The sequence below is a fragment of the Sinorhizobium garamanticum genome (genome assembly GCF_029892065.1).
GTDB lineage: Bacteria > Pseudomonadota > Alphaproteobacteria > Rhizobiales > Rhizobiaceae > Sinorhizobium > Sinorhizobium garamanticum.
In genome coordinates this window covers 4,099,059-4,110,856 of sequence record NZ_CP120373.1, presented here as the reverse complement: position 1 = coordinate 4,110,856, position 11,798 = coordinate 4,099,059, and the positions used below count along the sequence as shown (strand labels likewise).

The 11,798-nt window shown below is 61.2% G+C and carries 10 protein-coding genes and 1 pseudogene; 3 read left to right on the top strand and 8 right to left on the bottom strand.

Annotation, left to right across the window (positions count from 1 at the left end):
• Positions 1–7: 7 nt before the first annotated feature.
• Together PZN02_RS19460 and PZN02_RS19455 are read right to left on the bottom strand one after the other, a co-directional pair.
• Positions 8–1,177, bottom strand: coding sequence for a glycosyltransferase family 4 protein (locus PZN02_RS19460; protein WP_280659525.1), 1,170 nt, complete (start codon positions 1,175–1,177; stop codon positions 8–10).
• Between the two features lie 5 nt (positions 1,178–1,182).
• Complete coding sequence (locus PZN02_RS19455; protein WP_280659524.1) at positions 1,183–1,758, bottom strand: polysaccharide biosynthesis/export family protein; 576 nt, start codon at positions 1,756–1,758, stop codon at positions 1,183–1,185.
• A 197-nt stretch (positions 1,759–1,955) separates the two neighbouring features.
• On the opposite strand from PZN02_RS19455, the gene PZN02_RS19450 reads away from it, so the two are divergent.
• Positions 1,956–4,094 carry a GumC family protein gene (locus tag PZN02_RS19450; RefSeq protein WP_280659523.1) on the top strand — a complete coding sequence of 713 codons (2,139 nt, stop codon included), beginning with the start codon at positions 1,956–1,958 and terminating at the stop codon, positions 4,092–4,094.
• 45 nt (positions 4,095–4,139) lie between these two features.
• Here PZN02_RS19450 and PZN02_RS19445 read toward each other — a convergent pair whose 3' ends face one another.
• Positions 4,140–5,366 (bottom strand): GNAT family N-acetyltransferase, encoded by a 1,227-nt coding sequence (locus PZN02_RS19445; protein ID WP_280659522.1) that lies wholly within the window; start codon positions 5,364–5,366, stop codon positions 4,140–4,142.
• Between the two features lie 312 nt (positions 5,367–5,678).
• Here PZN02_RS19445 and PZN02_RS19440 point away from each other — a divergent pair.
• Positions 5,679–6,329 (top strand): annotated as a pseudogene (locus PZN02_RS19440) (CatB-related O-acetyltransferase).
• Between the two features lie 2 nt (positions 6,330–6,331).
• Here PZN02_RS19440 and PZN02_RS19435 read toward each other — a convergent pair.
• Together PZN02_RS19435 and PZN02_RS19430 are read right to left on the bottom strand one after the other, a co-directional pair.
• Complete coding sequence (locus tag PZN02_RS19435) at positions 6,332–7,072, bottom strand: metallophosphoesterase family protein (RefSeq protein WP_280659521.1); 741 nt, start codon at positions 7,070–7,072, stop codon at positions 6,332–6,334.
• 27 nt (positions 7,073–7,099) lie between these two features.
• Positions 7,100–7,312 carry a DUF2842 domain-containing protein gene (locus PZN02_RS19430; protein ID WP_136504249.1) on the bottom strand — a complete coding sequence of 71 codons (213 nt, stop codon included), beginning with the start codon at positions 7,310–7,312 and terminating at the stop codon, positions 7,100–7,102.
• A 266-nt stretch (positions 7,313–7,578) separates the two neighbouring features.
• Between PZN02_RS19430 and PZN02_RS19425 the strand changes: the two genes are divergently transcribed.
• Positions 7,579–8,682: a COX15/CtaA family protein gene (locus PZN02_RS19425; RefSeq protein WP_280659520.1), complete on the top strand. Its 1,104-nt coding sequence runs from the start codon at positions 7,579–7,581 to the stop codon at positions 8,680–8,682.
• Positions 8,683–8,753: 71 nt separating this feature from the next.
• On the opposite strand, the gene argC is transcribed toward PZN02_RS19425, so the two are convergent.
• The 3 genes from argC to PZN02_RS19410 all read right to left on the bottom strand — a co-directional run bounded on the left by argC (position 8,754) and on the right by PZN02_RS19410 (position 11,720).
• Entirely contained in the window at positions 8,754–9,686 is a 933-nt protein-coding gene (gene argC, locus PZN02_RS19420) for an N-acetyl-gamma-glutamyl-phosphate reductase (RefSeq protein ID WP_280659519.1), read from the bottom strand.
• A 190-nt stretch (positions 9,687–9,876) separates the two neighbouring features.
• The gene (speB, locus tag PZN02_RS19415) at positions 9,877–10,833 is read right to left on the bottom strand and encodes an agmatinase (RefSeq protein WP_280659518.1); all 957 of its coding nucleotides are present in this window, start codon (positions 10,831–10,833) and stop codon (positions 9,877–9,879) included.
• Positions 10,834–10,928: 95 nt separating this feature from the next.
• Entirely contained in the window at positions 10,929–11,720 is a 792-nt protein-coding gene (locus PZN02_RS19410) for a phenylalanine 4-monooxygenase (protein ID WP_280659517.1), read from the bottom strand.
• Between the last annotated feature and the right edge of the window lie 78 nt (positions 11,721–11,798).

The window sequence follows — 11,798 nt, the reverse complement described above, 5'->3', positions numbered from 1 at the left end:
GAAACGCTTACGTTGTAAGCAACTGTCGTTGCGCATCGGCCGCTTCGCCTGCCAGATCGTGATACAGCCGCATCACGTTCTTCGTCATGACCGACGCGGCGAAGCGCGATTTGAACGCCTTGGGATCCGGCATCATTCTTTCGGGCCAGTCGTGCTCGACGATCGTGGCGGCCATGATCGCAGCGATTGAATCGACGTTGGGTTCAGCAAGAGCGCCGCTGTCGGCTCCGAAAACCTCCGGAATCCCGCCGACCCGTGTTGCGATGACGGGTTTGCTGGCGGCAAGCGCCTCGAGCACTATGTAGGGCATCGATTCCGCCCGCGACGGGATGACGACCGTGCGCGCAAGTGCGAAGGCTTCTCTCACCTTCATGGCCGGAAGCATCTTGATGCGCCGCCCAAGCCCCTTGCGCAGCTTCATCTCTGCGTATTGCTGCTGTTGCGGCCCGTCGCCGATCATCAGGGCGGTGAGGGGGCGTCCTGCGATCCGCTCGGCGGCCGCAAAGCTCTCCACAAACAAGTCGGGACCCTTGAGGTCCCGCATCATGCCGATATACAGAAAGTCCACTGCATCTTGCGCAACCGTGACGGGATCGAATTCGCGGTCGTCGATGCCGTTATAAATTAGTTCGTTGCGACCGGGTGGGCGGCCGACCTTCGTGAAATAGGTTTGGCGTTCGTAATCGCAGACGAAGACGAGAGCGTCCGTGAGGCGCTCCTGCAGCCGCTCGACACGAAAAATCGCTCGACCTTTCAACGATCTCGAATCGTAATGGAGGCTGCCACCATGGGGCGAATAAAGGCGGGCTACGCGATACTTGTTGACCCGCAAGGCTGAACCGATGATGCGCGCAAGGACGCCGCCTTTGGCGCCGTGCCCGTGCAGCACATCCGGTTGCAAACTTCTGATTTCATTGTAGCTGCGCCAAAGTGCGACAATGTCGGACGGTCCGATGGCGCGGTGAATGGGCAGGCGAACGATGCCGAGCGCCAGAAAGGGGCGGATCGCATCGAACAGGGCGTCCTCGTGGGCGCCGCCGGTCGTGCTGTCGCACAGAATTCCAACCTCGTGTCCGGCATTAGCGTGGGCTTCGGCAAGGTCGCGCACGTGCCGGAATATGCCGCCGACCGGCGACCTGAAGCAATGAAGGATGCGCAGGGGACGTTCGCTCTGCATGGATATCAGAACAGCCGTTCGCGCACATAGATCGTGTCGCCGGCCATGACCGGGTCGGAAATCGGCACGCGGCCGGTAATGATGCGGCCGTTGATCTTGCGGGTGATGTCGGCGTTCGACTGGTTTGCACGCGGCGAGAAGCCGCCGGCCACCGCGATCGCATTCTGGACCGTCATGCCAGGAACGTAGCTGTATTGGCCCGCCTGGCCCACTTCGCCCATGATGAACACCGAGCGATAGCGGTCCACCTCGATCGTGACGTCCGGATCCCGGAGAAAGCCCTCGCGCAGCTTTGCGGCGATCATGCCTTCCAGTTCCGGTAGCGTATGGCCTCGCGATGGTATGGAGCCGATCAGCGGGAAGGCGACGTAACCGGCCTGATCGACGGTATAGGTGCCGCTGAGGCCGGCCTGCTCGAACACGTTGATGCGAAGGCGGTCGCCGCTGTCCAGCCTGTAGGGCTGGATCGTGGCCTCGCTGAAGGCTTTGGGAGCCGGCTGGTAGCTCGTGCAGCCGCCGACCACTGCCGACAATATCGCCAATGCGATAGCGCGTGCTGTCTTTTTGCCTGCGGTCGACATGCGGGTCTCGGGCTCCGGAAACGATCACCTCTGGCGACGTTATCGATCCGTTAGGGTTAATAGCCGGTAAACTCGCCCTGGGAATTTTGATTTGGCGTCGACGAGGTGTGCCGCCTTAGGGTTGTGCTGGAAGTTAACCCTTGCGTTACCATGTTCCTTTACCTTCCGGCCGACTGAAGAACCTTCGGAGTTGAGGCATGTCGAGCATCGGCGGCGGGCAGCAGGATGTGGATATAGATCTCGGCGGCCTCTTTCGCGCCATTTGGGCGCAGCGAGCCCGGGTTTTGCTCGCCACGGCGTGTGTCGCGGGCGCGGCATTCGCAACCGCGACGATGATCGCTCCACAGTATCAGAGTGAAGCACGACTGCTGATCGAGTCGCGTGAACCGGAGTTCAGCGGACCGAACCAGGGTGCCCCGACGGGATCCGACCGGGTTTTCGATGAATCGGGTATTTCAAGCCAGGTGCAAGTGCTGCGTTCGGCCGATCTGATCAGACAGGTCGCGCGCAACATGAAGCTGCATGAACGCAGGGAGTTCGATCCTTCGGCCGAACCCTCGGCGCTTTCCGATCTCCTGGTGATGCTCGGCGTCAAGAAGAACCCTCTCGACTTGCCGCCCGAAGAGCGCGTGTTGAAGGAGTTCGAGTCCAAGCTACAGGTCTATCAGGTCGAAAAGTCACGCGTGATCGCCATCGCCTTCACCTCGAAAGACCCCAAGCTTGCGGCTGCCATCCCCGATGAGATGGCAAAAGTCTACTTGTCCCTGCAGAGCGGCGCGAAACTCGACTCGAATTCGGAGGCGAGCCGGTGGCTGGAACCAGAAATCGCCAACCTTCGCGAGAAGGTGCGCGAGGCCGAGGCGAAGGTTGCGGCCTACCGGGCCTCGTCTGGCTTGCTGCCGACCGGCCAGACGGAAAACTTCGCCACACGTGAACTCACCGATATTTCAAGCGAGCTCGCCCGCGTGCGGGGAGAGCGGGCCAATGCCGAAGCACGCGCGAAAGGTGTGCGGACTGCACTCGCCGACGGCCGTGCGCCGGACACACTGGCCGACGTCGCCGGCTCGCAGATGATCCAGCGCTTGAAGGAAAACGCAGCCAACGTCGGGGCGCAGATTGCGGACCTGTCGACGTCATTGCTCGACGGTCACCCGCGGCTCAAGGCATTGAAATCCCAGCTTGAAAGCATCAGAGAGCAAATCCGCTCCGAGACCCGCAAGGTTCTCGTCAGCTTGGAGAACGAAGCGAAGGTCGGGCAGTTGCGCGAAGAGCAGCTGTTGCAGCGCCTCAATACGCTCAAGGCGCAATCCGCGCAGGCGGGAGAGGAAGAGGTCGGCTTGCGTGCACTGGAGCGCGAGGCAACCGCGCAGCGGCAGCTTCTCGAAACCTATCTCGCCCGCTACAGGGAAGCGACATCGCGCACGGTTGCGAACGCAATGCCGGCAGATGCGCGCGTGATTTCGAATGCCGTCGTTCCAAGCACCCCAGACTTCCCGAAGGTGATGCCGATCACGGTAGTCGCGGCGCTCGCCGCCTTCCTGATCAGCTGCGTCGTCATCATGCTCGGCGAACTCTTCAGCGGACGGGCGCTCAGACCCGTTTCCGTCGCGGAACCGGACGCTTCCGAACAATTGCCGGCCGTCTTGGCGCCGCCGGAGCCCGCGGACTCGATGCTTGCGCTCGCGGACACCGGCGCGGCGGAACCGGACCTTGAACCCGCGGAGGAAACGAAACCGGCGGAAAGCGACTTCTCGATCGAGTTCGTTGCCGCCCACCTTCTCGACCAGAACGTCCGGATCGCCGTTTCCGTATCGCCGGGCGGCGACGAAGGATCGACGGCGACTGTCATGCTGGCGCGGCTGCTGGCCGAGGACAGGCAGAAGGTCGTTCTCATCGATCTTTCCGGCTCTGCTTGCCCGACGCGACTGATGGCACAGTCGTTGACGCTGCCGGGGATAACAAACCTGCTGTCCGGCGAAGTCGCCTTCGCCGAATCGATACACGCGGACCGCTTCTCGGAAGCGCACATCATTCCCCGGGGAAGTTCCGACCCGCGGACAGCAATGCGCGGTATCGAGCGCCTGCAGATGATCATCGATGCGCTCACCAATGCCTATGATCTGGTCCTGATCGAGTGTGGTCCGGCTGACGCCAGCGGCGTATCCAGAATTGCCCGGCGAGAGGGAACGGAGATCATACTGTCGGCTTCATCCGTCAACGATGAGCGGATTGTGGAGCTGCTCACAGACTTCGGCGAGGCCGGATACCGCAACATCGTGCTGATGACCGGACAGCGCCAAAGCGACCCCGACTTCCCGGATCGCCACGCAGCCTGAGGCGCACGCGCACCGTTTCGGAGGCTCAAAGCTGGTCCGCCGGCTTCAGCGCTGTTGACGCCGCTGGCGCAGCCGCTGGACGAATGCGTAGGATGCTTTGTTGGCCTTTATCAGCCGCTTGGCCAGCATCGCTCCGAGATGGATACGGGCGGCCAGGTGTCCGCGGAGCGTCACGGGCAAGACGATGTCCCGCAACGGGGTTTCGATTGTGCACCAAGAGCGTTTGTAGGGCTGATCGCCGATCCCGAAATCGAAGAGCGCCACGCCGTCGGAACACAGCCGCTCGATAATCCTGTAAAACAACAACTCTCCCGGACTGCTGTCGGCGGCGATTCCTTCGTCAATCGAGCCGAACTGGCAAATGACGTGATCGCCCTTGCGCGAAAGGCCGGCGATCGCAAGGATCCGGTCTTCATGCTCGCCCTTGAGGCGAATCGCGTTGAGCTCCAGCAATCGACCGTCCACTGTTTGACCACGCTCTACGAGCTGATGGAAGAAGGCGCGTGTTTCGGCGTCCTGAAACACGTCCGGCAGGCCGTGCGCCTCGAAGCGTGCCGCCTTCTGCTGGAAGAAGGTTTCCAGAAGCGCGTGCGCTTCCGATGTCTCACGGGCGACCACGTAGTCATAGCCGCCAAGCGCGGCGAGACGCCGCTCCGAGATCCGCATCTTCCTGCGTCGCCGCTTTGCGTTGAGCTGTGCCAGCGTGCGTTCGATGTTCCCGAGGAGCGGCAATTGAAACGAGGCGTTGGCATTCTGCAAGGCGGGTAGCGCGGCAAGCGGATGAACCTTCCCGCGCCACGTCGCTGGCGTCTTGTCGAGGGTGACGATGTCCGCCAACCCGCGCAGCTGGCGTTTGATTCCGCAGGTCAGCACGCTCATGACCTCCATAGGCGGAGTTGCGTCCTCGTCGGCAAACAGGCCGGTATTGAGATTGCTATGATCGGAGCCGATCAGCCGCGCCGTGCGGAAGAAGCGTCTTCTGTCGATTTCGAACGGCAGGATAAAGAGCGTTTGCTGGCCGCGCACGGCGCGAACGAAGAGCGTCTGGCCCTTGTGTGTTTTCCGCCACGCGGCGCACCAGTCGAAGCTCTGGTGCAGCGAGTTCTGACCGTTCTCGTCGAGAGCGCGCCATTCCGCTTCGAGCACGGCGATGTCGGTGTGGATGGAGATTGTTATCTTTTCGGCGCCTTGTGCTTCTGAACGGTGGGTCGAGGCGCGATCGTTCGGCTGCGGCTCGTCCAACGCCGACAAGGTGAAGCAGGCATTCGTCATTTCATCTACCGTTAGGAAGCGAGGTCGTGTCTCCATTGAAACTCAGATGTCGCTTCAATCAGCTTAATTTCGAGCGAAGGGACGGCTATTTCGCGGGCAACAGCAGATTGCGGTTAGCAAAGCATGAAGCGCACAGCGGTGAGCTCGTATTCCGCGAGCGGTTGGCAAGCCTCGGCGGCTGCGCTAGTTTTGCGCCGATCGATGGAGGGGTAGATGCGCCACTGAAGAAGGTCCGGACATGAGCGGAGTGCCGTGCGGCCGGACCGCCGAAAACCCACACGCTTGACGAGCCTTTCTTTCAAGGAGCAACTCATGCCGGTCACGCTATCCACGCCGAATCCCGGTGACAAATTTCCTGTCGCCGAATTTCCACGCATTGGCTTTCTCAAGAACATCGTGCGTTCATCTCTCATCGATGCTGGCGATTTCAGCTACTACGACGATCCAGAGGGACCCGAGCACTTCGAGGAAAAGTGCGTCCTATACCACTATGATTTCATCGGCGACCGTTTGGTGATCGGCTGATATTGCGCACTCGCCACCGGCGTGAAGTTCATCATGAACGGAGCCAATCACGCCCTCGGCGGTTTCTCGACCTTTCCCTTCAGCATCTTTCCCGGCAGTTGGCGCGACGGTTTTGACCAATCTGCCTATGCCAGTGGCTATCGCGGCGACACGGTTGTCGGCAATGATGTCTGGATTGGTATGCATGCGACGATCCTGCCAGGGACCAGGATCGGGAACGGCGCCATCGTAGCTACAAAGTCGGTGGTTTCGAAAGAGGTACCGCCCTATTCGATCGTGGCGGGAAATCCTGCGCGCATCGTCAAAATGCGATTCCCCGCGGAAACCGTCGACAGATTGCAGGCGATTGCCTGGTGGGATTGGCCGGTCGACAAGGTGACGCGAAACATTGCTGCAATCACCGGCGCGGACCTCCACGCGCTGGAACGCGCACAATAGCGTCAGTCGAGGAAACCGGTCGCAAGAGCCCTTGCCCATTCGGGACGGTTGCGACGTGCGGCAAGGCGCGACATGGCCACATGATCATAACGCACACAGCGGAAGGTGACATCCCAGTCGCCGCCGGTGCGTTCGACGATGGCATAGCGCGCGTCCGGCGACCCGGTTTCGACCTTGTGGGGAACGGGTTCGTCATCGTCGTAGCCGGGGCAGCCGACGCTGCCGGGGTTGACGACGAGTCGGCCGTCCGCGAGCCGCACGGCCCGCGGAATGTGCGTATGGCCGCAGAGGATCACGGGATAACGAATATCCGCGGCGAAGCTCTCGATGATGTCGCGCCCCGCCATGTGAACCACGCCATCGGCCGTCAGCGTTTCCAGCCAGTAGGTCTCATCGCTGCGCGGCGTGCCATGACAAAGGAAAAGCGCGTCTCGATAGACCAGGGTTTCAGGCAAGGAAGCAAGCCACGCAAGGTGATGCGGTTCAAGCTCGTCATACGCCGCGCGGTCGGAAGGCCCCATGCGCGCGGGATCGAGCGTGAGAAGATAACGATCGTGGTTGCCGCGGATCGCGGGCATGTCGTGTCTGGTCAGGATGTCGACGGTTCGCGCGGCGTTGAGCGGGCCGCTTACATGATCGCCGAGATTGACGATCTCGCTGACCCCCTGCGCCGCGATATCGGCAAGCACCGCCTCGAGCGCGAGGTCATTGCCGTGAATATCGGAAATAACCGCGATCCTCATCTCATGCCCCATCTCATGCCTCGACAATCAGCGGTTCTTGGCGGGCTTTTCCATCCACTTGATGATCAGCATCGCGGGGAGGATCCACAGCAGGCCCGTCAGGAAGAAATAGAGCAGATGCACCCACCAGGGCGATGTGCCGAGCAGCAGCGAAGCGAAGGTGACGGCCGCCAGCGCGTAAACGACGACAAGGATGATGATAAGGATCGTGCCGATCAGTTTTCTGAGGCGTACGGGCATTTCATTTCTTTCGGATGGCTTGTGCTTCACTACAGCGCCGCGCGTCTTATCGGACGCACAAAGGACGCTGTAGCACTTTGGATCGCTGCATGTTTCCTCAAGTCGGTACGATTTGAGGAAACATGCAGTAGCCGCGACGGCATGCCGCAAAGGCTTCGGCCTTGTTTTGCACGGCACTCTGGTGCAAATCAACGGCTTTCGGGGCTGGCTGGGCTGGAAGCTTGCCGCAGGCATGGCCGTGTCCCGGTGAGAAAAGAGGAAAATCCATGGCCCACGCCGAGTTGGCAACAGAACAGACGCTGCTGAGCGAGATCGGCAGGACGGAGCGCAACCGCCGGCAAATCCGCGGCTGGCTCGCAGCCGTTCTTTTTGCTCTGTTCGCCTTGGTGCTCGTTGGCGGTGCGACGCGGCTGACCGAATCCGGTCTTTCGATCACGGAGTGGAAGCCCGTTCATGGAGTCATACCGCCGCTTTCCGCCGAGGAATGGAAAGAGGAGTTCCGGCTCTATCAGCGTATTCCGCAGTACGAGCAGCTCAACAAGGGCATGACGGTCGAGGAGTTCAAGACGATCTTCTGGTGGGAGTGGGCGCATCGGTTGTTGGCGCGTACCATTGGCGTCATCTTCGCCCTGCCGCTTTTCTTTTTCTGGGTTACGGGCCGGATCGAGCGACGCCTTAGATGGCCGCTTCTCGGCATTCTGGCGCTCGGCGGATTCCAGGGCTTCATCGGCTGGTGGATGGTCTCCTCCGGTCTCGTCGAACGCACTGAGGTCAGCCAGTACCGGCTTGCCACGCACCTCGTCATCGCCTGCCTGATCTTTGCCGGCTGCATGTGGATCCTGCGCGGTCTTTGCCCGCATTCGAGCGACGCCGCGCCGACGAAAAGGTCGCGATCGATGGCGGCGATCCTCGCGGTCGTGAGCCTGTTCCAAATCTATCTCGGCGCGCTGGTGGCCGGTCTCGATGCAGGATTCACTTACAACACCTGGCCGCTGATGGACGGCGCCATCATCCCGGGAGGGCTGTTCGTGCAGCAACCGGCCTGGATCAATCTCTTCGAGAATCCGAAGACCGTGCAATTCTTCCATCGTGCCGGCGCCTACCTGCTGTTCGCACTGGCACTAGCACACATGCTTGCTTCGTTGCGGGCGGCTCCGGAAACGACGCATGCGCGCCGCTCGGTGGTTCTCTTCGCGTTGGTGACTATCCAGGCCGCGATCGGCATCACCACGCTCGTGCTGCAGGTGCCGATCGGCTGGGGTGTTCTGCATCAGGCGGGTGCACTGGTCGTGCTCGGTTTCGCCATCGCTCATTGGCGGGGCTTCGTCGGCGAATATCCGAAATCGACAGCGATCGAGCTCCGCGACTGACCAAACTTGCAATGGCAATAAAAAAGCCCCCGGCAGGCGACTGTCGGGGGCACGGTTTTTGACGGCTTTATTCAGGCTGACAGCATCAGGTCCATGTTCTGGACTGCCGCGCCCGAAGCGCCCTTGCCGAGGTTGTCGAGCAGGGCGACGAGGTTCACATGGGTTCCGCCACTCGTTCCGAAGACGAAAAGCTTCATTGTGTCCTTGCCTGCGAGTTCCGTTGCGTCGATGCGGGCGAGCTGCGCGCTTTCGGCAAGCGGAGCGACCTCCACGATCGACTGGCCGGCATAGTGCTCCACGAGCGCGGCATGAATGCTTTCGAGCGTCGCGCCGGCGGCGAGATCATCGAGATACAGCGGCACCTGCACGATCATGCCCTGCGGGAATTTGCCGACGGACGGCGAGAAGATCGGAGCGCGTTCGAGCAGGCCGTGCATCTTCATTTCCGGGACATGCTTGTGCTTGAGCGTCAGCCCGTAGAGGAAATGCGGCGCGCTGATGTGGTCCGGGTTCTTCTCGTCCTCCATCTGCGCGATCATCTGCTTGCCGCCGCCGGTATAACCGGAAACCGCATTGACGGTGACCGGATAGCCATCCGGCAGGATGCCCGCCTGACGCAGCGGCCGGATCAGGCCGATGGCGCCGGTCGGATAGCAGCCGGGGTTGGCGACATGGCGAGCGTCGCGGATCTTTTCGGCCTGCGCTTTGTCCATTTCGGCGAAGCCATAGGCCCAGTCGGGTGCGACGCGATGGGCGGTCGACGTGTCGATGATGCGTACGCGATTGTTGCCGGCGACCATCGACACGGCTTCGCGCGACGCGTCGTCAGGCAAGCAGAGTATGGCGATGTCGGCATCGTTGAGCAGGTCTTCGCGCATCGCGGCGTTGCGGCGTTCCGCTTCCGGGATCGACAGCAGTTCGACATCCGTGCGACCAGCCATGCGGGTGCGGATCTGCAGCCCGGTGGTGCCGTGTTCGCCATCGATGAAGATCTTCGGTTTCATGATTTACCTGTTCCTCCAGACGGTTACGGAAATTTCCGGAATCAGTCTGGCATAGAATCGAATCAATTTCTTACTGCATGTTTCCTTAAATCGTATCCGATTTAAGGATAAAAACATGCAGCAATTCAAAGTGCTACAGCGTCCTTTGCGCGTCTGACAAGACGCGCGGCGCTGTAGCGGTCGCTGCGAATTAGCCGCGCCTTTCCGCGAGCCATTCGGCCCGCAGGCCCAGCATATACATGGCGATCGTCGAGCCAGCAATGGCGGTCATGTCGGCATGGTCGTAAGCCGGCGCCACCTCGACGACGTCGCTCCCGGCGATGTGGAGAGCACCAAGCTTGCGCAGCACCGAAAGGATTTTCGCGCTCGACGGTCCGCCGGCCACGGGCGTGCCGGTGCCAGGCGCATAGGCTGGATCGAGGCAGTCGATATCGAAGGTCAGATAGGCGGGCGGGCTGCCGACATGCCGGACGATCGTGTCGGCGATCTCCTCGGCGCGCATCTCCTCGACCTCGTAGCCATAGACGATCCGGATGCCGCAATCCTCGGGCGCGTGCGTCCTGATGCCGATCTGGATCGAACGCTCAACGTCGATCAACCCCTCGCGTGCGGCGCGACCGACAAAGGAGCCATGGTCGATGCGGCCCCTCTCGTCCGGCCAGGTATCCTGATGGGCGTCGAACTGAACGAGGGCGAGGGGGCCATGCAAGGCGGCGTGAGCCTTGAGTACGGGATAGGTGACGAAATGGTCGCCACCGAGCGTCAGCAGATAGGCGCCGGATTTCAGGATCCTCGCCGCCTCACGCTCGATCGTCGCGGGCGTCTTGGTGTGATTGCCGTAGTCGAGCAGGCAGTCGCCATAGTCGATCGTCGCCATGTCGGCAAAGAGATCGCGCTCGAACGGATATTGCGGATCGTTGTCGAAGATGGCGGAGGCGCGGCGGATCGCCTGCGGTCCGAAACGGGCGCCGGGGCGGTTGGAGGTCGCTGCGTCGAAGGGAATGCCCCAGACGACGGTGTCCACGCCCTTCAATTGCTTGGTGTATTTCCGCCGCATGAAGGAAAGGATGCCGGCGTGGGTGGGATCGGACGCCGCCGCAGTCAGTGATCTTGCCGTGATCGCGTGGTCGATCGTCTTGTTTGCCATGCCCGTCTCCCGTCAGTTTGACGGGACGTTGGACAAACGATGCCGGCAAGGCAAGAGCTTGCCGGCAAAATCATGTGCATTCCAAGGGGACAACCTTAGGACGCCTTGGCCTCGAAGGTCGGCGCAAAATCACCAAGCCTCTTGGCTTCATTGATCCGTGCAGGGATGTCCTCCTCGATAATCGTCTCGAGCTGGGCGAAGCTGTCGATGACATAGTAGATCGGCTGGACGATATCGATGCGGTAGGGCGTCCGCAGAACGCTCATCAGATCGAAGGGGCGGAATTCGCAGTCCATCGTCTCCATGGCATGGCGCGTCTCGCTCGTTGACGAAACGACCCCCGCGCCGTAGCAGCGCCGGCCCTTCGGTGTGTTGATAAGGCCGAACTCGACCGTGAACCAGAAGAAGCGGAACAGATGCCACGAATAGTCCTTGCCGAGCTTGACCGCCTTCTGGCCGAAGCGGCGGACGAAGTTGGCGTAGCTCTGGTTGGTCAGCAGCGGGCAATGGCCGAAGACCTCGTGGAAGAGGTCGGGTTCCTCGATATAGTCGATGTGCTCCCGGCGGCGCATGAAGGTCGCGAGTGGGAACTTGCCTTGTGAAAGGAGTTCGTAGAAGCGCGAAGGCGGGATAAGCGCCGGCACGCCCTCGACGCCGAAGCCCGTGGTTTCGGCGAGCCTGCGGTTGACGTCCTTGAGCTGCGGGACATGGTCCGGATTGAGGCCGAGGGTCCGCACGCCTTCGAGATATTCGTCGCATGCCTTGTCGGCAAGCAGCTTCATCTGCCGCAGATAGAGTTCGCCCCAGACCGCATCCTCCTCCGGTGTGTAGAGATAGGTGCCGTCCGGTTCCGGCAGTTTCGCGGTGTAGGTGCTTTGTTTGGTCATGACGTCTCCTCATTCGTCAGAACAGATTGCTGTTGCAATTGTATCCCCAACGGGCTGAGTATTTGTTTCACAGTTGCC